The sequence below is a fragment of the Ensifer aridi genome, assembly GCF_002078505.1.
Taxonomy (GTDB): Bacteria; Pseudomonadota; Alphaproteobacteria; order Rhizobiales; family Rhizobiaceae; genus Sinorhizobium; species Sinorhizobium aridi.
On record NZ_LUAV01000038.1, the window covers coordinates 276,007 to 297,163 of the forward strand.

Below are 21,157 nucleotides of genomic sequence, written 5' to 3' on the forward strand. Positions count from 1 at the left end.
TCTCTATTCGGCGGCAACCGGCTGCGCGCGGCGGGCGGCTTTTTCCGCATGCGCCGTCAGGGCGTCGCGGAACCAGGCGCCGTCCTCCCAGGCTTGTCTACGCGCACCGAGCCGTTCGGCATTGCAGGGACCATTGCCGGCGATCACCTCAAAGAACTCGTTCCAGTCCGGCTCGCCGAAATCGTAGCCGCCTTTCGCCTCGTTCCACCTGAGATCCGCATCGGGGATGGTGAGCCCGAGATATTCGGCCTGCGGCACCGTCTGATCGACGAATTTCTGCCGGAGCTCGTCATTGGAATTCTGCTTGATCTTCCAAGCCATGGATTGGGCGGAATGGACCGAGGCATCGTCCGAGGGCCCGAACATCATCAGCGACGGCCACCACCAGCGGTTCAGCGCGTCCTGCGCCAAGGCCTTCTGGGCGGACGTGCCCTTCACCATCTTCATCAGGATGTCGAAGCCTTGGCGCTGGTGGAAGCTCTCCTCCTTGCAGATGCGGATCATCGCGCGGGAATAGGGGCCGTAGGAGCAACGCTGCAGCGGCACCTGGTTCATGATCGCGGCGCCGTCGACGAGCCAGCCGATCGCGCCGATATCCGCCCAGGAGAGTGTCGGATAGTTGAAGATCGAGGAATACTTGGCCTTGCCCGAGTGAAGCTGCTCATACATCTCGTCGCGGCTGATCCCGAGCGTCTCGGCCGCACAGTAGAGATAGAGGCCGTGGCCAGCTTCGTCCTGCACCTTGGCGAGCAGGATCGCCTTGCGCTCGAGCGTCGGCGCGCGGGTGATCCAGTTGCCTTCGGGAAGCTGGCCGACGATTTCGGAATGGGCGTGCTGGCTGATCTGGCGGATGAGCGTTTTGCGGTAGCCTTCCGGCATCCATTCTTTCGGTTCGATCTTCTGCCCCGCGTCGATGCGCTCCTGAAAGGCGCGCTCTTGCGGATCCATCTCGTCGAGGCTCTTGACGCGGGGGGCGTCCGTTTTCACCATTTGAGCATACATGGTGCTTCTCCTCCGTCAGATGCACTCGACCGTGATCGCGACCTTATCGCCGACCTGAGCCGGCGAGCGCGCCGCCAGGCGTCCGATGGGTGACCCCTCCCGACATCAAAGCCCAGCCGTCATTGACCGACCGATCGGTTAGTAATTTAGCACCTGATACGTCACAGATCAACGCATTCTATGTGACGTTTTGTGATGCTTCGCGTGAAGGTCCGGGCCTTGAGCTAAGTATGCGGCCACGAGGTCGATGAGGCCTCAAACCCTCTCCTCAACCGCTGCCCCAGGCGGGAGGGCCTTGTCTCCGACAAGTGACCTAGCCGAAATCCCCGGTCTTTTGCGGAAGGGCGGCCGCTTCCCCGCCCAACATCGCGATCCGGCGGAGGGTCGCTTCACTCTCCATTGGAAGCGGACCGGTGGACGTAACGAAATTCTCCGCGATATGGCGATCGGCGCGCGGCGACAGACCGCGGTAGAGCCATGTGAAGAGGCGCCGCGCCTCTTCGCCGGGCCAGTTCGCCGGAAGGACAGCGGTCGGCAGGCGCGGGTCGCGCAACGCCTCGAAGCGAAACTGGTGCACGAGCAGAAGACGGGCCGTGAGGCAGTCTGCCGACGTCATGGTTCCGCCTGCGTCGATAAAGCCCGCCAGTGCGCCGAAGCGCTTAAGAAACCTCCTATAAGCCTCCGCGTGTGGGCCTAGATCCCAACACTCGGCGGCAAAAGCACCGAGCAGCTCCGCACCTTCCGCGACTTCCGCACGGAAGACGACCGCGGGCTCGACCGAGGCGGGAAAAGGCCTGACGCCGATCGCGAGCCGAGAAGTGAGGCGCGCATGGCCGGAACGCTCGAGCATCTGCATGCGCTCCTCGACAGCCGGCCCAACGAGCTGGACGAAGTGCCAGACCGTTTCGTCTGGCGGACCGAAGAGCACGCGCGCGGCGGCGGCGAATTCGGCGCGGGCGGTACCGGTAAGCCGATAGAAGCTGCGCCGCCCCTCCCGCTCCCCGACAAGCTGGCCTGCGCTGACAAGACGGGACACCGCAGTCCGAACGAGCGTCTCGCTAATGCCGACGCCGGCGCAGATCTCGATCAGATTGCCCATCCAGATCGCGCCGCCGCGCGGCTCCACCACGTCGCCATAGATCGTGACGATGAAGCTCGCGGCCCGGAGCTGGGTCTCATCCAGGATGGTGTGGATCAGCCTTGCGCCCGCCTCAGCCGATTTTTCGTTCGCCACCTGCATTCAGCCACCTTTGCCGTTCGGCGCCGTCACACCGGAACGGCGGTCGAGTATTTCACGCTTTTCAGCGCGAAGTGGGACGACGAATTCGCAACCGCCTCATGGGTGAGAATACCGCGCATGAGGAGCCGCTCGTAATCGGCGACATCCGCTACGACGACGCGCAAAAGATAGTCCCAATCTCCCGACATCGAATAGCATTCCAGGACTTCCTCGTGATCTTCGACGAAGCGCTCGAAATTGCGCCGCGCCACGGGATCGTGGGACTTCATCCGCACCTGGCAGACGACGGTCAATCCGCGTCCGACCATATCCGGATTGACAAGCCGGACGGTCTTGCCGAGCACTCCCGCCGTCTCCAGGGCCTTGATTCGTCGCCAGCAGGATGCCGGCGAGGCCCCGACCACGTCGGCGAGCGCCGCATGGCTGATATCGGCCTGTTCCTGCAGGATTCTCAAAATTTTTCGGTCGATCGCATCGAGATTGAACATGTTCATCACAAGTCTTCCGAAGACGAAACGGTTTGATCAATCACTAGCCAAAATGCTGTAAGATTGAAACCGATTTGCGCGCGCCGCGAGTTAATCTTCCACCAGAGAGGAATTGGAGGAGACAAGCGATGGCACAGGCCGCACTCAAACCGGACCGGCGGAATGCACCGGACGAGAACATCGATTGGAAGCGGGTCGTCCACCTCCTGCTGCTCTCCCGCGGACTCGACGAAATGGAGGAAAAGCGTCTCGTTCCGGAAAAGAAGATCCTCTATCAATTCTCCGCGCGCGGCCACGACATGGCGCAGATCCTGCTCGGGCTCAATCTCACGGAAAAACACGACGCCGCCTGCGGCTATTATCGTTCGCGACCGCTGCTGCTCGCGCTCGGCGTCGATCCGGCCGACGCACTCGGCTCGGCGATGGCGCGCTCCGGGGGCTATTCCGATGGCCGCGACATCGGCGTCGTCTTCAACTATCCGAACCTGAACGGCGCATCGGCGCTGCCGATGTGCGGGGGCGTCGGTTCGCAATATACGCCAACGGCCGGCTGGGCGCAGGCGATCAGCTATTTCAGCAAGCACCTCAAGAACAAGGACTACGATCGTGCCATCGCCGTCGTTCTCGGCGGCGACGCTTCGGTCGCCTCGAACGGCTTCTGGTCGGCACTGACGGCCGCCACGACGCAAAGACTGCCGATGCTCTTCTATATCGAGGACAACGGCTTCGGCATCTCGGTTCCGTCGACCTTACAGACCCCCGACGGCAACATCGCCGCCAATCTCGCCGCCTGGAAGAACCTGACCGTGCTCGACGGCGACGGCTGCGACCCCGAGGAGGCAGCGCGTCTCACGAAAGGGGCCGTGGCGCTGGTACGCGAGGAACGCATGCCGGTGCTGCTACGCCTGAGAGTGCCCCGGCTCGAAGGGCACAGCTTCCAGGACACTCAAGCCTACAAGAGCGAAGCGCTCATCAGGAGCGAGTGGGCGCGCGATCCCTTGCCGCGCCTGCGAGATTACCTGGTCCCTGCGGTCTTAGGGGAAGAGGAATGGCAGGAGGCCGTCAGCTCTGCCAGGACGGCCGCCGAACGGGCCCGTATCGAGGCCGAATCCCGACCGATCGCCGACCCTGAAACGGTCACCAGCAACGTCTTCTTCGAGGGCCCCATGCAGACCATGGGCGGCCAGTACCCGACCGGTTACCGGCCGCCTGAACCGACCGAGACGGCTGCAAGCGACGGCCAGCGGATCAACATGGTGACGGCGATCCGGCGCACGCTCGATCACGAAATGTCGATCAACGAAAGGGTCGTGCTCTTCGGCGAGGACATCGGCCCGAAGGGCGGCGTCCACGCCGTCACCCTCGGACTGCAGGAAAAATACGGCGCGACCCGCGTTTTCGACACGTCGCTTTCGGAAGAAGGCATCGTAGGCCGTGCGGTCGGCATGGCGCTTGCCGGCCTTGTACCCGTTCCGGAAATCCAGTTCCGCAAATATGCGGAGCCGGCGATCGAGCAGATCAATGATTGCGGCACGATCCGCTGGCGGACCAACAACCGCTTTGCCGCGCCGATCGTGCTGCGCATGCCGGGCGGTTTCTTCAAATGCGGCGATCCATGGCACAGCCAGACGAACGAGGTCGCCTTCGTTCATCAGCCCGGCTGGAAGGTCGCCGTCCCCTCCAATGCCGAGGATGCCGTCGGGCTCCTACGCACCTCGCTCAGAGGCAACGATCCGGTGATCTTCTTCGAGCATCGCGCCATGCTCGACCACCCCTGGGCGCGGCGGCCTTATCCGGGGGACGCCTTCGCGCTGCCCTTCGGCAAGGCGAAGTTCGTTCGCCAGGGCAACGACATCACCATCGTCACCTGGGGGGCGATGGTGCCCCGGTGCGAAGAGGCCGTCGACGGGATTTCCGCCGACGTCATCGATCTCAGGACCCTGATGCCGTGGGACCGGGACGCGGTTCTTTCCTCCGTACGCCGCACCCGCCGCTGCCTGATCGTGCACGAGGACCTGGGCACAGGCGGCTTCGGCGCGGAGATCGCCGCGGCGGTGGCGGACAAAGCCTTCATCGACCTCGACGCCCCGGTTTCGCGCTTGACCATGCCCGATATTCCAAGTCCCCATAATCCCGTCCTGCTCGACTGGGCGGTGCCCTCGGCGGAGCGGATCCGCCGGAAGATCACCGACCTCCTGGAGTATTGAGCATGGGCGACATCATCGACATCAACGCCCCTGTCGAACAGGAGGGGACCAAGGCGGTCGTGCGCAACTGGCTGAAGAAGATCGGCGAGGCCGTGAAGGAGGGTGATCCGCTGGTCGAGCTCGAGACCGACAAGGTGACGCAGGAGGTGGCCGCCCCCGCCGATGGAGTGCTCACGGAAATCCTCATGGACAACGGCGACAATGCAACGCCCGGCGCCGTTCTCGGCCGGCTCGGCAGCCATGCCGCCATCGCCGAACAGCCTGCCGCACCGTCACCGATCGTATCGTCCGCGCAGGGGCAGACCGCCCATTATTCGCCGGCCGTGCGTCATGCGGCGGAAGAATACGGCATAGACCCGGCGACCGTGACCGGCACTGGACGGGACGGACGCGTCACCCGCGCCGATATGGACCGGGCCTTCGCTGCCAAGACGGAGCGTTCCGCGGCGGGAGCGCCGGAACCGCGGACAGCTTTCGAACCGAGCCCCGCCCCGTCCGCCGATGTGGGAGGATCGCTCCTCTCGCGCAGGATACCCCACAGCGGCATGCGGGCCGCGATCGCGGACCACATGCTTAAGTCCGTCACCACCGCGCCGCATGTTACGGCCGTGTTCGAGGCGGATTTCTCGGCGGTCATGCGCCATCGGGATATGCACAGGCAGGAGTTCGCCGCGAAAGGCATCAATCTCTCCTACACGGCCTATGTCGTCTCGGCCTGCGTCTCGGCGATGCGGGCGGTCCCCGAGGTCAACAGCCGCTGGCATGACGATGCGCTCGAAATCTTCGATGACATCAATATCGGCGTCGGCATCGCGCTCGGCGACAAGGGGCTGATCGTGCCGGTCATCCACCAGACGCAGAACCTCACGCTTGCACAAATAGCGGCCAGACTGCAGGACCTGACGACGCGCGCTCGGGAAAACGCGCTGACGAGCGCCGACTTGAAAGGCGGAACCTTCACCATCTCCAATCACGGCGTCTCCGGATCGCTGCTTGCAGCACCGATCATCATCAACCAGCCCCAATCGGCGATCCTCGGCGTCGGAAAGCTCGAAAAGCGGGTGGTCGTCCGGGAGGTCGACGGTGCCGATACCATCCAGATCCGGCCGATGGCCTATGTATCGCTCACCATCGACCACCGTGCCCTCGACGGCCACCAGACGAATGCATGGCTCACGCATTTCGTTGAGGTGCTGGAAAGCTGGCCGCGGTAAGCCCTTGCAACGCTCGGGGACCGGGCGTATATACGTTGTAGTATATACATTCAAGGAGCCGGAACCATGCCCCATCTTGCGCGGGTATTTCAGTCGGGCAACTCACAAGCTGTCCGGTTGCCGAAGGAGTTCCGCTTCGATGTCGATCGGGTGGAAGTGACGCAGGAAGGCGATTCGCTGATCCTGCGTCCACATGTCGAGGACCGTCCGGCGTGGTCTTCCCTAAGGGCCGCATTGCAGCGCGGCGCGAGCGACGACTTCATGGCCGCCGGTCGCGAACAGCCGGATGCACAAGACCGGCCGGCGCTTGAGGAGACCTTCAAGTGATCTCGCACCTTCTGGACACGAATGCGGTGATTGTGCTTATCGGCCGCAAATCCGATGCACTCGTCGAACGTGTTCTGGCGTGTAAGCAAGGCAGCATCGGCATTTCCGCGATCGTCGCGCACGAGCTTTACTTCGGAGCACATAAGAGCGCAAAGGTCGCGTACAACTTGGAAACGGTACGGCTGCTGCTGGCGGACTTTCCGCTCCTGGAATTCGATCGCAATGATGCCTTTGTCGCCGGCGAAATTCGCGCAACCCTTGCGGTGAAAGGCACGCCGATCGGCCCATACGACGCCTTGATCGCCGGCCAGGCAAAAGCGCGCGGTCTAACGCTCGTCACGAATAATATGGGTGAGTTCCAGCGCGTCGACGGCCTGAGCATCGACGACTGGACGCGCTAGCCCGGACGGACGTGAACAAAAGCGCCCCGATGAAACTGTCAGAGTTCAAGGTTATACTAGGCGGTGGGAATTGGTAGCGTGGCGGTCCGATGTCTTCGACCGAGTTTCATCTTGTCACGAACTGGACCCTCGACGCTTCGGTCGAGGATGTTTGGCGGGTCCTGAGCACGCCCGAGACCTGGCCGGAGTGGTGGCCCTCGGTGAAGGAGGTCACGCCTCTGCGTGAAGGCGACGAGTTGGGCATCGGCGCCATCCGCCGCATGAAATGGTCCACTGCCCTACCCTATGACCTGGCCTTCGAAATGGAAACGATCAGGGTAGAACCGCTGTCCATTATCGAGGGGAGAGCTTACGGCGAGCTCGAAGGCGTTGGTCGATGGACGCTGCAACGGGATGGTTCGAAATGCAATGTGCGCTATGACTGGATCGTCAAGGTCACGAAACCTTGGATGGTGAGACTTTCATTCATCCTGAGGCCTGTCTTCAGTTGGAACCATGCGGTTGTCATGGAGCGCGGTCGGCGAGGTCTTGTGCGTCGCCTGGCGCGTGACATGTGAAGAACGTCACGTCTATGCTTGTCCTCACCTGTCCTGCCTGAGGCGATGTCGGGCGGCTTGCGCTCCAAGCGTAAAGAAAGCCCCGGAACCTCTGGGTTCCGGGGCCAGATGGTCGCCTGACCGGGAGAAGAAATCAGGCGGCCGCTACCTTTTTCGACACGCGGGCCCATTCCGGGATCCAGTCGCGATGGGCGACGAGTAGGTCGTCGACGAGCGACCAGATCTGGTCGAGATCGAGCTCGGCGGCCGTGTGCGGATCCATCATCGCCGCGTGATAGAGGTGCTCGCGTTCCTCGGTGACGAGCGCCTGAACCGTCAGTTCCTGCACGTTGATATTGGTGCGGATGAGTGCGGTGAGTTGCGGCGGCAGCGCGCCGATATAGGTCGGCTGGATGCCGGAGGCATCGACGAGGCAGGGGACTTCCGCGGCGCAATTTTCCGGCAGCGAGGTGATGCAACCATTGTTCCTGAGATTGCCGTAAATCACCGAAGGCTCGCCGGTCCAGACCGAATTCATGATCGAGGAGGCATATTCATGGCTCTCGGCCACCTCGATCGTCTCGGCCTCCTTGAAGGCGGTTGCCTGCTCCTTCCAACGCTCGATCTGCTCGATGCAGCGCTTCGGATATTCGTCGAGCGGAATGCCGAATTTCTCGATCAGGTCCGGGCGGCCGTCCTTGATGAAATAGGGCGTGTATTCGGCGAAATGCTCCGAACTTTCGGTGACGAAATAGCCGAGCCGCGTCAGCATCTCGTAGCGCACCTTGTTGGGGCAGCGCGGGTTCCAGTGGCTGGGCTTCGGGAAGCGCCCCTCGCGGTAGCCGCGGATCAGATCCGGATAGAGGTCGCGGTAGCTGCCGTCCTTCTGGCGGTGCTCGAACTTCAAATAGAAGGCCATGTGGTTGATGCCGGCGGCGCGGTAGCGGATTTCCTCGAGCGGGATCTCAAGGTCGCGGGCAAGCTCGAAGGCCGTGCCCTGCACCGAGTGGCAGAGGCCCACCTGCTTGATCGTCGGGTACTTCTCCGAGATCGCCCAGGTGTTGATCGCCATCGGGTTCACATATTGCAGGAGGATCGCCTCGGGGCAGACCTCGAGCATATCCTCGCAGATCTTCCAGAGATGCGGCACGGTGCGAAGTCCGCGCATGATGCCGCCGACGCCGAGCGTGTCGGCGATCGTCTGGCGCAGCCCATATTTCTTCGGCACCTCGAAATCGGTGACCGTGCAGGGCTCATAGCCGCCGATCTGGAAGGCGACGACGACGAAGTCTGCTCCTTCAAGCGCCTTGCGCTGGTTGGAATGGGTCTCGATTTTGGCCGTGACGCCGAGGGTGCGCACCAGCTTGCCGGCGACGATCTCGCTTTCTGCGAGGCGTTCCGGGTTCAGGTCCATCAGTGCGATGGTCGCGGCGGAAAGCGCCGGTCGCTGCAGCACATCGCCGATGATGTTCTTCATGAAGACGGTGGAGCCCGCGCCGATGAAGGTGATCTTGGGTTGTCTGGTCATGGAATAGCCTCTGTTTGAAGGTCATGCGGCCACTTCGAAGGCAGCTCTGACGAGCCGCTCCGTATAGGCAGTCTTGGGATTGCTAAGGATTTCGTTCACCGGCCCCTCTTCGACGATCTTGCCGTGTTGCATCACCACGACGCGATGGCAGAGCGCGCGCACGACCTTCAGGTCATGGGAGATGAAGAGGTAGCTCAAGCCCCGCTCGTCCTGGAGCTTGCGCAGGAGCTCGATGATCTGGGCCTGCACCGAGAGATCGAGCGCCGAGGTCGGCTCGTCGAGCAGGATGAATTCCGGTTCGAGCGCGATGGCGCGGGCAATCGCGATGCGCTGGCGCTGGCCGCCGGAGAATTCGTGCGGGAAGCGCGAGAGGATGTTGGCCGGCATGCCGGCGCTTAAGAGTGCGTCCTCGACCCGTGCCAGCCTGTCCTTGCGGTTCGCGCCGATGCCGTTGACGATCAAGCCCTCCTCGATGATCTGACCGATCGACATGCGCGGGTTGAGCGAGGAAAAGGGATCCTGGAAGACGATCTGGATCTTCGAGCGCAGCGGCCGCATGCCCTTGCGATCCTTGTTGTGGATCGGCTCGCCATCGAAGCGGATTTCCCCGCCGTCGGTGTTGATCAGCCGGATCAGCGCCTGGCCGAAGGTGGTCTTGCCGGAACCGGACTCGCCGACGAGGCCGAGCGTCTCGTGCCGGCGGAGGTTGAGACTGAGGCTGTCGACGGCGACGAGCTCCTTCAGTTCCGGCCTGAAGAAGCCGCCCTTCTTCAGCATGAACGAGACCCGGACGTTGCGGCCGTCGAGCATGACCGGCGAGTTGTCCGGCAGCGGCTTGGCTCTCCCCGAGGGCTCGGAGGCGAGCAGCCGGCGCGTATAGGCATGCTGCGGGTTGGCGAAGAGCGCCTCGGTCGTGTTGTGCTCCTTCACCTCGCCGAGCTGCATCACATAGACATAGTCGGAGAACTGCCGCACGACGGTCAGGTCGTGGGTGATCAGGATCACCGCCATGCCGAGCTCCTGCTGCAGCTTGCGGATGAGGTTCAAGATCTGCGCCTGCACGGTGACGTCGAGCGCCGTCGTCGGCTCGTCGGCGATCAGCACGTCCGGATCGTTGGCAAGCGCCATGGCGATCATTACACGCTGACGCTGGCCGCCGGAAAGCTGGTGCGGGTACTGATTGAGCCGCGCCTCCGGGTCTGGGATCTGCACGTGGCGCAAGAGTTCGAGCGCCCGCTCGGCGGCGGCCCGCCGGCTCATCCGGCGATGGGCGCGGATCGCCTCGATGATCTGGCTGCCGATCGTATAAACTGGGTTCAACGAACTCATCGGCTCCTGGAAGATCATCGAGATGCGGTCGCCGCGCAGCGCCCGGCGCTGCCGGGCGGAGAATTTCAGGACGTCGCGGCCGTCATATTCGATGCGCGAGTGCGAGGCGATGGTGGCACGCTTCGACAAAAGCCCCATGACAGTGCGTGCCGTCACGGATTTGCCGGAACCGGACTCGCCGACGATCGCGATCGTCTCTCCTCGGTAAAGCTGGAAGGAAACATCCTTTACCGCCTCGACCGTGCCGTTCTCGACCTTGAAGGTGACGGCAATCTTGCGGGCGTCGATGATCGGCCGCGTGTCCTTCGTTTGGCGGTCCCGCCGCTCTTCGGGTGCCGTGACGGTGCTTTCGATTGTTGCCATCAGCGTGCTCCTCAGTAGGGGTCGATTGCGTCGCGCAGACCGTCACCCAGCGCATTGAAGGCGAAGACGGTGACGAGCACGAAGGCGACGGGCGAGAGGATCCAGGGATAAGAGCCGATCGCCGAATAATTGGCCGTGTCCTGCAGCATCAGCCCCCAGGAGATGAGCGGCGGCTTGACCGCGAAGCCCAGGAACCCAAGGAAGGATTCGAGCAGAACCACCTGCGGGATGGCAAGCGTCACCGCGACGATCACGTGGCTCATCACGTTCGGGAAGATATGCTGGAAGATGATGCGCCGGTCGGTCGCGCCGATGGCGATCGCCGCCCGCACATAATCGATCCGCGCCAGCGCCAGCGTCTTGCCGCGGACTTCCCGCGACATCTGCGCCCAGCCGAGCGCCGACATCACGATGATGACGAAGGCGAGGAACACATTGGTCGGCGCTGTGACCGGGATCAGCGAGGCCAGCGCCAGATAGAGCGGCAATTGTGGGAAAGCAAGCACGAGCTCGACGAAGCGCTGCACCCAGGCGTCGAATCGCCCGCCGAAGTAGCCGGACACCATGCCGACCGTCGTACCGACCACGGTGACGATCGAGACGACGACAAGCGCGATCATCAGCGAGATGCGCGAGCCGTACAGAATACGCGAGAGCACATCACGGCCGAATTTGTCGGTGCCGAGCAGATGCACCGGCGTGCCGTCGACGGCGCCGAAGAGATGGCGCTCGGCCGGTATCAGCCCGAAGAGCCTATAGGGCGCGCCCTTGACGAGGAAACCGAGGACCTGCGGATTGTCGTAGTCGGGACCGATCATCGGCTGGAAGGTGATCGGGTCGAGCTCTTCCCCCTCCCGAAGTGGATAGCTGCGCGGCGGAAAGACGAAATTGCCTTCCTTGTCTCGGAAGCTGATCGTCTGCGGCTGCGCGAAGGCGACCCCGGTCGCCTTCGGATCGACGGGCGAGAGGAAATCGGCGAAGACCGCCATGAGGATCAGAAGGCTGACGAGGATGAGGCCGAGCAGGCCGGTCCAGGAGCGCTTCAGCCGCCGCCAGACCAGGGCGGTATAGCTCTCGTGATGATGCTTTTCTTCCGGCTCGATCGCGACCGGAACGGTGCTGTGGGCTTCGATGCTCATGCGTAGGCCCCTCCTCCCATGCGCACGCGCGGATCGAGCGCGGCGAGAAGCATGTCGGCGATGATGTTGCCGACGATCAGCGTTGCTGAGAGAACCAGCATGAAGGTCGCGGTCACATAGACGTCGCCCACCCACATGGAGCCGACGATCGCCGGGCCGACGGTCGGCAGCGCGAAGATGATCGCCGTCTCGATCTCGCCGGTCAGCATGTAGGGAAGCACGACGCCCTGATACATGATGAGCGGGTGCAGCGCATTGGGAACGGCATGCCGCATCACCACGGCGCCCTCGCTCAAGCCCTTGGCGCGCGCCGTCTCGACGTACTGGGCGTTCAGCGTGTCGAGCAGGTTGCCGCGCATGACGCGCATATTGTAGGCGAGCCCGCCGAAGGTGGCGATCGCCACGACCGGCCAGACATGCTTCACCAGGTCGACGAACTTGTCCCAGGACCAGGGCGCACCGCCATAGCGGGCGGAATGGAAACTGTTGATCTCGCTCACATTGAAATGGAAGACGAGGATATAGACGATGATCAGCGCCATCAGGAAGCGCGGCACCGTCATGCCGAGGAAGGAAACGGTCGAAAGCAGGCTGTCGACCCAGGAATATTGCCGCGTCGCGGCAAGAATGCCGAAACCGATGCCGATGACGGAGGCGAGGATGTGGCAGACGAGCGCCAGCGCCAGCGTGCGCGGCAGGCGTTCGCCGACGACATCGGCAACCGGCTTGTTGTAGTAGAGGCTGTGGCCGAAATCCCCGCGCGTCACGATGCCGGTGACCCAATTGACGTATTGGAGCGGCAGCGGCTGGTCGAGACCATGCTCCTTGCGATAGGCCTGGGCCTGGGCATCCGCCTCCTCGAAAGAGGCCCCACCCTGGTTGATGAGCTGCGAGCGGATGTAGTCGCTATAGTCTCCGGGCGGCGCCTGGATGATGGCGAAGGTCACCACGCTCAAGACGAAGAGCACCGGTATGGCAGAGGCGACGCGGACCAGCAGAAATCTGAGCATGGCCGTTTCCTTCTGTCGGTTTTACGAGGGCGATGCCGGTGTTGCCGGCATCGCCGCCGAGTGAAATGGCATCGCCTCCCGATTCCGCGGCTTCGGAGCCGGGAGGCGCGGTTCAGTTTCAGTTGATCGGACCGGCGTCGCCGGGCTTGCCGGGAAGCTGCTCAGGATAGAGCTCGTAGTCGCCCTGCTTGTCGGCCGCGACGAAGACCCGCTCGCGGATGATCGTGTCTTCCGCCCAGTTGAACATGAAGATCGGCGCGCCCGGAGGAATGTTCGAGAAGCGCTTGTTGATGATCAGCGCACCCGGATATTCGGTAAGACCGACCGTGTCGACATTGGTCGTCGAGATCTTCTGGAACTGTTTCATGAGTTCCGCCCGCTCTTCGTTATCTTGGCTGGCGATGAACTTGTTGACGATGTCAACGAGCTCCTTCTCGTGCGGCAGGAGATCGACCTGGCCGCTTTCCGGCGCACGATGATGCCAGCTCGTACGGGGACCGGTCGGCGCAAGCTGCGTCGTGTTCTGCACGACGGAGGTCAGCTCCTGGTCGTTGCGGCGGATGAGCCAGTCGAACTTGCCCGCATATTGCGTCGCGTCGCGCTTGGTGCCGTCAACCGCGTTCAGGACCACCTTGAGGCCGAGCTGTTCCATCTGGCCGATCAGGCCTTCCGCGAGGTTGCGGTCGGTGCCGTAGTCCGAATTGACGAGCATCACGATCTGCACGTCGGCACCACCGGCGGTCCCTTCCGGGAAGTTCACGACGCCGTTGCCGTCCGTGTCCTTCAAGCCGACCTTTTCAAGGAGCGCCTTGGCGCCTTCGAGGTCATAGGGATAATAGACGGTCGAGTTCCGGTCGTAGAAGCTCGTGCCGGAGGAAAGCCCGCCCGGATAGATCGCCGTGAAGGGCCCCTTCACCAGCGCCTCGCCGAGCTTCTTGCGATCGACCGCCATAGTCACGGCCTTGCGGAAGTCGAGGTTGCGGTTGAGCTCCCGCACCGCTTGGCCACGTTCGTCCGGCTCGCCCCAGCCATTGGCCGAGTAGTTCATGCGCAGATTGTAGCCGATGACGCGCGGACCGAAGGCGAGCCGCGCCGGGGCCGATTCATTGGCCGCGCGCTTCAGCGACTCCACGAAGTTTTCAGGCTGTTCGAGGTTCGAGAAGTCACCCGAACCGGCGATGGCCTGCACGTCGCGGTCGGCCCAGGTCGAGAGCTTGTAATGGACCTCGTTCAGATAGGGGAGCTGGTTACCGGCCTCGTCCACCTTCCAGTAATAGGGGTTGCGGCGAAGCACGATGATGTCGTCCGGCCGGTAGGCGACCGGAACCCAGGCACCCATCACCGGAAGGTTCATGTATTCCGGCGGGAAACCGTTCTTATACTGGTCATAGGTGGTGCCGGCATATTTCGGATGCTTGGTCTTCAGGATATGTGACGGGCCGGGGCAGAAGGTGCCGTAGGCCATGGCATAGAGATGCTGACGCGGAAAGGCGTCCTTGAAGGTCCACTCGATCGTGTACTGGTCGATCTTCTTGAGCGTGGTTCCCTCGCCGAAGGTCTCGGGCGTGGCGCCGTTCAGTGGCGAAACGTTCGGGTCGACGACATTGTCGTCCCAGTAGAACATCACGTCGTCGGCGTCGAAGGGATCGCCGTCCGACCATTTTGCGCCCTCGATCAGATGCATGGTGAGCCTGTGCCCGTCCTCGGACCATTCCCAGCTCCTGGCGAGATTCGGCAGCGGTTCGACGTCGGAGGCCTCGACCTGGAAGAGCGGTGCGGTGCGGGTCAGGCATTCGAACATGCCGATATCGATGCCGCCCCACCCTTGCGTCTGGCCGGCGCTGTAGTTCCAGCCCTCCGGCCGGCCGCCGATGACATGGCGCATGACGTCGCCATAGACGCCCATTCCGTCCGGCATGTTGCCGGTCTTGAAGACCATCGGCTCCTTCGGCAGGCGCTCGGCGACGGGCGGCAGCTTGCCGGTCTCGACGAATTTCTCCGTCACCCATTCCGGTTCCTTGTATTCGGACAATGCCTTGAACTCGAGAATGGAATCGCGTGGCACATAGGTGATCTTGCCCTGCGCCGGGACTGGCGGCTGCTCGGGCACGACGGTCGGTTCGGACGCAAAGGCCTGCACGGCGAAGGCGGATATGCCGATCAGCAGGCTCGCCGTTGTTTTCAGTCGGTGCGTTTTCATTGCCTCAGGTTCTCCCTCCTGTATTCGCCAGGCCAAGGCGGCTGGCGCTCCTCCATTGGCCACGAGCACCCGCGTCTCCTTACGCAGATGTCCTCGCGGCGTTAAATCAATATGCGCACCGGCGGTTTGCCCCTCTGCGGCCAGAGGGGGTGACGCCCGTCGCCATTTTCTCCTCTATCCAAAGGACCTAGCCGGCGGCGCGCAGCTTTGCCGCTTCCTTCTCGGCGCGGATCTCCTCGATCGAACGCACATCGCGTCGCGCGGCACCTTTCCAGTCGCGGGTTTTCACCGTCGCGCGGGCGAGTCGTTCCTTTGCCGCGTCGACCGCGTGGGCATATTGCGGCAGCCACTTCGCTTGGGCGACGACCATCTCGTCGACCATCTGCCAGACCTCCTCCGGCGTGCAGATCGCGCCGACCAGCGGGTCGTGCAGCACCGCAAGCTTCAGGAGATCGATGTCGCCGGTGATCGCCGCATGGACGGACATGCGCTGGACATTGATCGACGAGATGCAGGTGGCGGCACAGGCTTCCGGCAGCGTGATGCCGGATACCATGTTGATGCCGAAGCGGTCGACGAAGCCGGGCGACTCGATGATCGCATCCGCCGGCAGATTGGTGATCACACCATTGTTCTTCACGTTGAAGTGGCCGCGATAGACGCGCCCCGTCTCGAGCGCCTCGAGAATGTGGCTCGCATGTTCGTTCGAGCGCTTGATCGTCTCGAGCGGTCTGCCGGCCTCTTCGAGGAAGCGCGGATATTCCGTCTCGAACCAGTTGCGGGTCTCGGTCGAGTAACGCAGATAACCGCCGGTCTCGCCGTGGATCCAGTCCGACATGTCGATCCATTTGGTGATCTCGTCCGGACGCTTGCGGTACCAGGGCAGGTATTCGGAAAGATGCCCATTGCTTTCGGTCGAGTATACGCCGAAGCGCTTCAGGACGTCGATCCGGAGCTTCTCCTGCTTGGAGAAGACCGGATGCGCCTCGAAGGCTGCGACGAGTTCGTCCTTGCCGATCTTGCGGCCCTTCACCCGCACGTCGATGAACCAGGTCTGGTGATTGATGCCGGAGCAGATGTAATCGAGCTCACCTTCCCCGGCACCGAGAATCTCGGCGATCTGCTCGGCCCCGTGCTGGACGCCGTGGCAGAGACCGATCGTGTCGACCTTGCCGTATTCGATTGCCGCCCAGGTGTTCATCGCCATCGGATTGGCATAATTCAGGAACTTCGCGCCCGGCTCCGCCACTTCGCGGATATCCTTGCAGAAATCGAGGATCACCGGGATGTTGCGCTGGCCATAGAGTATGCCGCCGGCACAGATGGTGTCGCCGACGCATTGGTCGACACCGTATTTCAGCGGAATGCGGATATCTTCGGCATAGGCTTCGAGCCCGCCGACCCGCACGCAGCTGATGATATAGCGCGCGCCTTCGAGCGCCTTGCGGCGCTCGGTGGTTGCCGTCACGCGCGTCGGCAGCCCGTTTGCCTCGACGATCCGGTCGAGGATCGTCTTGATCATGTTAAGATTATGCTCGCTCACGTCGGTCAAGGCGAACTCGACGTCCCGCAGCTCCGGCACGGACAGGATGTCGGTGAAAAGCTTCTTGGTGAAACCCACGCTGCCGGCGCCGATAATGGCGATCTTGAAGCTGCCCATGGTACTCTTTTCCCTCCTCGTCATGCGTAATTCGCGCTATAAGGGTAAAATCAATTCATCGAATTGATTGGGGGCATCGATGCGGCCCCTTCCTCGCCAAAACCCAGCTTCAGACGCCGGATAACCCCGGCATCTTGCGCGATCTGTGGGCATTATGTGCATAATCGGCGACGCGACTAGAGAGGTATTGTGCTTTCATGGGTAATTCTGTGCTGCAACAATTGATCCATCGGGGGCCGGTGATGCGGACCGTCTCGCTGCCGCGCGGACGCCAGAGCCTGCACACCATGCCGACAAGCACGGGCTACGAGATTAGGACCGATGCGAATTACGATTGGGACGGGCGAAAGCGCGGCCAGACGCCCTTTACCGTGCTGCAGCACACGATCGGCGGCGCCGGCAACTTACGTTACGAAAGCCGCACCTACCGCTTGCGGCCGGGCGAGACGCTGCTCCTGCTCGTGCCGCACAATCACCGCTACTGGCTGGAGGAAGGCGGGCGCTGGGAGTTCTTCTGGATCTCGATGAACGGCGAGGAGGCGCTCAGAATTCATCGGGCCATTCTCGCCGTCACCGGCCCTGTTCTGAAGCTCCAGCCGGAGACGGTCGAGCATCTCGCCGACTGCAGTCTGCGTCTCATCACCGGCGGCGAGACACCGGGCCGCGCCTCGGCAATCGCCTATGAGGCGGCGATGGCGCTCTATGACGATGTCTTCGGGTCGCACCCGGTCTTCAGCGAGGAGTACCGGAAGATGCAGCACGTCATCGATCACATTCTGGCCAATTTGGAAAAACCGCTGCCGGTCGAGGAACTCGCCCGCGTCTCGGGCCTGAGCCGTGCGCATTTCTCCCGGGTCTTCGCCGCGAGCGAAGGCATGCCGCCGGCCGAATTCGTGCTGCAGAAGAGGCTGCAGCGGGCGGTGAAGCTTCTGACCAAGACCGCGGACCTGCCGGTCAAGGAAGTGGCTATCATGTCCGGCTTCGAGGATCCCAACTATTTCGCCAAGGTCTTCCGCCGCGTCTTCGGCGCCAGCCCGACCGAGTTCCGCACCACCGGAATGTATGCAAGCGTACCCGCCAAAACTTCGAAGGCCAGCGAATCCGTGACCACGCTTGCTGCTGCTTGCGATTGAAAAAGTGGCGATAAAATTTTACTAAACGAGTGATACACTGCGCGGCTACAGGCGGGACTTAAAAAAGAATGGTCACAATCAAGGAAATCGCATCGGCCGTCGGCGTGTCGTCAGCAACCGTCTCGCGGGTCTTGAACTACGATCCGACACTGTCGATCTCGACCAAGAAACGCCAGGCGATCATCGAGACGGCCGAGGCGCTGAACTATGCGACGCCGCGCAACCGCAGCCGCGCCGCGGCTCAAGCGGGCGGCGCAGGGCTGAAGATCGCGCTCGTGCATTTCCTCGATCCCGCTCAGGAACTGGCCGATCCCTACTATGTCGGCGTCCGCCTCGGCATCGAAAGCCGCTGTCAGGCGCTGAAGAGCGAGGTCGTCAAGGTCTTCCTCACCGGGAGTTCGCCGGAAGCGGCGATGCTGGAGGGTGCCTCGGGCGTGGTGGCCGTCGGCCACTATTATGGCGACGAGCTCGAATGGCTGCGCCGCCACAGCCGCCACCTGGTCTTTGCCGATTATGCACCTGCGGGAGACGCGGACGATGCCGTGCTAAGCGACGTTTCCCTCGCCATGACCCGGCTCCTTGAAGCCGTTCACGGCATGGGCTATCGCCGGATCGGCTTCATCGGCTGGATCGACGCCTTTTATGGGCCCGACAACATCCATTCGGAGCGCCGCTGCCGCGCTTACATCGACTGGATGAGCAAGGCGGGCTTCTATGATCCCGAACTCTGCATGGTCGAGCGCATGACACCCGACAGCGGCTATACGCTCACCAAGGCGATGCTGTCGAAGCCCAATCCGCCGAGAATTGTGATCACCTGCAACGACAACATGGCGCTCGGTGCCTACAGGGCGATTCACGAGTTGGGCCTAAGTATCCCCGGCGACGTCGCGGTAGCAAGCTTCAACGACATTCCGGTCGCGCAGTTTCTGGGGCCCCCGCTGACAACTGTGAAGATCCCGGCGGAACTGATCGGGGAAACGGCGGTCGACCTGCTGCTCGAGCGGCTTTCGGGACGCGAAGTCGCCAAGAAGGTGGTTCTCGGAACCGAGATCGTCTGGCGCGGCAGCACCCCCCAGACCGAGACTACGGCGGGGGTCGAGGCTACGGCGCCCGGTGCGCTCTAGAAGTGAGCGCGGGATGCGGGCCGAAAGCCGCGCATATGTTTCCTCATCCCGCCCTAAAAGTCCCAGGGTGAAATCAACTCGAGACCCGTCGTTGCGAAATCCGCGATATTACGCGTAGCCAGGCGCCCGCCGTTGATCCGGGCTATGGCGGCGATCATTCCATCGGGAGCCGACATGAGACGGCCTTGCCGCGACGCAGCGCCCATGATCTCGCCATAAGCAATCGCCGCCTCCTCGGTGAGACCGAATACCCGATCGGCGAAGCGTTGCCTCCACTCGGCGAGTCCCTGCTGCAGCCGTTGAGCGCGCTGATCTGGCAAGATCTTTTCGATGCCGTACGCTATTTCGGCAATCGTAACGGTCGGAAGTGCGAGCTCCGCATCGTAGCGCACGAGCCAGGCGATAACAGCCTCGGAAGGGGTCTTGCGCAGCGTTTCCGATACGACGTTGGTGTCTACAAAAATCAAAGCTCAGGACCTGTATGCCCTTTCCGCTCCTCTCTAATCACCGCCTCAAGGTCGACATCGGTGCCGTAGCTTTTGGACAAGCGCTTGTAAAACGCCGCGGCGGGCTCTCGCCCGGCCTCTCGAACTTCATACAATTCGAGAGCACGTTCCACCACGTCGGCGATCGAGCGGTTCTCGCGCCGTGCCAGCCGATGAGCGAGTTCACGCGCCTTAGCACTTCGAACGGAAAGTTGCGGGGCAGCCATTGGTAACTCCTTTTTTAACAATATAGTCCACGGCGGGTATGCCATCAAGATGGCAGCAGCTATCTGGATGGCTCATGGGGCGGGCACAAATCGGCGGTAAAAATTTACTGAAAATATTGCCTCCTGCAGAATTTTGAGAAATACTCGGCCGCGAGACAGAGAGGATGTCTCGGGGAACAAACCTTGAGGGAGGAATCAATGGACATTTTAGCGCGTGCCTATCTGCCGCGTATCGCCGGCCTCGCTTTGGCGAGCGCAAGCTTCTTGGCGGTGACTGCCGCCGAGGCGAAGGAAATCACCATCTGGTGCTGGGACCCGAACTTCAACGTCGCGATCATGAAGGAAGCCGGCGCCCGTTATACCAAGAAGCACGCTGACGTCACTTTTAATGTCGTCGATTTCGCCAAGACCGACGTCGAGCAGAAGCTGCAGACGGGCCTTGCTTCCGGCACCGCCGACGCGCTGCCCGACATCGTTCTCATCGAGGACTATGGCGCGCAGAAATATCTCCAGTCTTTCCCCGGCGCCTTCGCGCCCCTTTCCGGCACCGTCGATTATTCCGGTTTCGCCCCCTACAAGGTCGAGGTGATGACCTTGGACGGTCAGGTCTACGGCATGCCCTTCGATTCCGGTGTCACCGGGCTCTACTATCGTAAGGATTACCTCGAGCAGGCCGGCTTCAAGCCCGAGGACATGCAGAACCTCACCTGGGACCGCTTCATCGAAATCGGCAGGCAAGTGGAGACCAAGACCGGCAAGAAGATGATGGGCCTCGACCCGAACGATGCCGGGCTGGTGCGCATCATGATGCAATCGGCCGGGCAATGGTATTTCGACAAGGAAGGCAAGACGAACATCACCGGCAATGCGGCACTGAAGGCGGCGCTCGAGACGGTCGGCAAAATCATGCAGGCCGATATCTACAAGGCCGCCAACGGCTGGTCCGACTGGGTCGGCACCTTCACATCCGGTGATGTCGCGACAGTGATGGCCGGCGTCTGGATCACGGGCACCGTCAAAGCGCAGCCGGACCAGGCCGGGAAATGGGGCGTGGCGCCCATTCCGACGCTCGGCATCGAAGGTGCGACGCATGCCTCCAACCTCGGCGGCTCGAGCTGGTACGTGCTTGAAAGCTCGGCGGAAAAAGCGGAAGCGATCGACTTCCTGAACGAGATCTACGCCAAAGACATCGATTTCTATCAGAAGATCCTGCAGGAGCGTGGCGCCGTCGGTTCGCTGCTCGCCGCCCGCGGTGGTGCGGCCTACGAAGCGGCCGATCCGTTCTTCGGCGGCGAAAAGGTCTGGCAGAACTTCTCCGATTGGCTGGCGAAGGTTCCGTCGGTCAATTACGGCGTCTTCACCAACGAGGCGGACCTCGCGGTCACCGCGCAGCTGCCGGCGCTAACCCAAGGGATGCCGGTCGACGAGGCGCTGAAGGCGATCGAGTCCGAGATCAGCGGCCAGATCCAATAGGACGGTGATTCCTTCACCGCTCGCGGGCCGTGGCGACTTGAGCCACGGCCAACATTCCCGCATCCATG

Annotated in this window: 19 protein-coding genes; 8 read left to right on the forward strand and 11 right to left on the reverse strand. The window is 62.4% G+C overall.

Annotation, left to right across the window (positions count from 1 at the left end):
- Positions 1–3: 3 nt before the first annotated feature.
- From paaA to AYK65_RS29995, 3 genes are all read right to left on the reverse strand, one after another.
- On the reverse strand, positions 4–1,002 hold the full coding sequence (gene paaA / locus AYK65_RS29985; RefSeq protein ID WP_081162975.1) for a 1,2-phenylacetyl-CoA epoxidase subunit PaaA: 999 nt from the start codon (positions 1,000–1,002) through the stop codon (positions 4–6).
- 313 nt (positions 1,003–1,315) lie between these two features.
- Positions 1,316–2,242, reverse strand: a complete 927-nt coding sequence (gene paaX / locus AYK65_RS29990) for a phenylacetic acid degradation operon negative regulatory protein PaaX (RefSeq protein ID WP_081162976.1) — start codon at positions 2,240–2,242, stop codon at positions 1,316–1,318.
- Between the two features lie 26 nt (positions 2,243–2,268).
- Positions 2,269–2,736, reverse strand: coding sequence for an Lrp/AsnC family transcriptional regulator (locus tag AYK65_RS29995; protein WP_034885245.1), 468 nt, complete (start codon positions 2,734–2,736; stop codon positions 2,269–2,271).
- A gap of 122 nt (positions 2,737–2,858) precedes the next feature.
- On the opposite strand from AYK65_RS29995, the gene AYK65_RS30000 reads away from it, so the two are divergent.
- From AYK65_RS30000 to AYK65_RS30020, 5 genes are all read left to right on the forward strand, one after another.
- The gene (locus tag AYK65_RS30000; protein ID WP_081162979.1) at positions 2,859–4,937 is read left to right on the forward strand and encodes an alpha-ketoacid dehydrogenase subunit alpha/beta; all 2,079 of its coding nucleotides are present in this window, start codon (positions 2,859–2,861) and stop codon (positions 4,935–4,937) included.
- Positions 4,938–4,939: 2 nt separating this feature from the next.
- Positions 4,940–6,151, forward strand: coding sequence for a dihydrolipoamide acetyltransferase family protein (locus AYK65_RS30005; RefSeq protein WP_081162981.1), 1,212 nt, complete (start codon positions 4,940–4,942; stop codon positions 6,149–6,151).
- A 66-nt stretch (positions 6,152–6,217) separates the two neighbouring features.
- A complete protein-coding gene (locus AYK65_RS30010; RefSeq protein WP_026614676.1) occupies positions 6,218–6,478 on the forward strand; it encodes an AbrB/MazE/SpoVT family DNA-binding domain-containing protein in 261 nt (86 codons plus the stop codon).
- Entirely contained in the window at positions 6,475–6,879 is a 405-nt protein-coding gene (locus AYK65_RS30015; protein WP_026614677.1) for a type II toxin-antitoxin system VapC family toxin, read from the forward strand. The genes AYK65_RS30010 and AYK65_RS30015 overlap by 4 nt, the downstream gene beginning before the upstream one ends.
- 89 nt (positions 6,880–6,968) lie before the next feature.
- Positions 6,969–7,436: an SRPBCC family protein gene (locus AYK65_RS30020; protein WP_081162983.1), complete on the forward strand. Its 468-nt coding sequence runs from the start codon at positions 6,969–6,971 to the stop codon at positions 7,434–7,436.
- Between the two features lie 133 nt (positions 7,437–7,569).
- Here the strand turns inward: AYK65_RS30020 and melA (AYK65_RS30025) are convergent, their stop codons facing one another.
- The 6 genes from melA (AYK65_RS30025) to melA (AYK65_RS30050) form a co-directional block, all read right to left on the reverse strand.
- Complete coding sequence (gene melA, locus AYK65_RS30025; RefSeq protein ID WP_026614679.1) at positions 7,570–8,943, reverse strand: alpha-glucosidase/alpha-galactosidase; 1,374 nt, start codon at positions 8,941–8,943, stop codon at positions 7,570–7,572.
- 21 nt (positions 8,944–8,964) lie between these two features.
- Positions 8,965–10,635, reverse strand: coding sequence for an ABC transporter ATP-binding protein (locus tag AYK65_RS30030; RefSeq protein WP_139793391.1), 1,671 nt, complete (start codon positions 10,633–10,635; stop codon positions 8,965–8,967).
- A gap of 11 nt (positions 10,636–10,646) precedes the next feature.
- Entirely contained in the window at positions 10,647–11,774 is a 1,128-nt protein-coding gene (locus tag AYK65_RS30035) for an ABC transporter permease (protein WP_026614681.1), read from the reverse strand.
- Positions 11,771–12,784: an ABC transporter permease gene (locus AYK65_RS30040; protein ID WP_026614682.1), complete on the reverse strand. Its 1,014-nt coding sequence runs from the start codon at positions 12,782–12,784 to the stop codon at positions 11,771–11,773. The genes AYK65_RS30035 and AYK65_RS30040 overlap by 4 nt, the downstream gene beginning before the upstream one ends.
- A gap of 118 nt (positions 12,785–12,902) precedes the next feature.
- Entirely contained in the window at positions 12,903–14,984 is a 2,082-nt protein-coding gene (locus AYK65_RS30045) for an ABC transporter substrate-binding protein (protein ID WP_081162985.1), read from the reverse strand.
- 187 nt (positions 14,985–15,171) lie between these two features.
- Positions 15,172–16,644 (reverse strand): alpha-glucosidase/alpha-galactosidase, encoded by a 1,473-nt coding sequence (melA, locus tag AYK65_RS30050; RefSeq protein WP_026614684.1) that lies wholly within the window; start codon positions 16,642–16,644, stop codon positions 15,172–15,174.
- A 197-nt stretch (positions 16,645–16,841) separates the two neighbouring features.
- Between melA (AYK65_RS30050) and AYK65_RS30055 the strand changes: the two genes are divergently transcribed.
- Together AYK65_RS30055 and AYK65_RS30060 are read left to right on the forward strand one after the other, a co-directional pair.
- Positions 16,842–17,777 (forward strand): AraC family transcriptional regulator, encoded by a 936-nt coding sequence (locus AYK65_RS30055; RefSeq protein WP_081162987.1) that lies wholly within the window; start codon positions 16,842–16,844, stop codon positions 17,775–17,777.
- A gap of 68 nt (positions 17,778–17,845) precedes the next feature.
- Positions 17,846–18,904 carry a LacI family DNA-binding transcriptional regulator gene (locus AYK65_RS30060; protein ID WP_046117550.1) on the forward strand — a complete coding sequence of 353 codons (1,059 nt, stop codon included), beginning with the start codon at positions 17,846–17,848 and terminating at the stop codon, positions 18,902–18,904.
- Between the two features lie 53 nt (positions 18,905–18,957).
- Here the strand turns inward: AYK65_RS30060 and AYK65_RS30065 are convergent, their stop codons facing one another.
- Both AYK65_RS30065 and AYK65_RS30070 read right to left on the reverse strand, forming a co-directional pair.
- On the reverse strand, positions 18,958–19,371 hold the full coding sequence (locus AYK65_RS30065; RefSeq protein ID WP_081162989.1) for a type II toxin-antitoxin system VapC family toxin: 414 nt from the start codon (positions 19,369–19,371) through the stop codon (positions 18,958–18,960).
- Positions 19,368–19,616, reverse strand: a complete 249-nt coding sequence (locus tag AYK65_RS30070) for a type II toxin-antitoxin system VapB family antitoxin (RefSeq protein ID WP_077068112.1) — start codon at positions 19,614–19,616, stop codon at positions 19,368–19,370. The genes AYK65_RS30065 and AYK65_RS30070 overlap by 4 nt, the downstream gene beginning before the upstream one ends.
- A 198-nt stretch (positions 19,617–19,814) precedes the next feature.
- On the opposite strand from AYK65_RS30070, the gene AYK65_RS30075 reads away from it, so the two are divergent.
- Positions 19,815–21,089, forward strand: a complete 1,275-nt coding sequence (locus AYK65_RS30075) for an ABC transporter substrate-binding protein (protein ID WP_081162992.1) — start codon at positions 19,815–19,817, stop codon at positions 21,087–21,089.
- Positions 21,090–21,157: the final 68 nt, after the last annotated feature.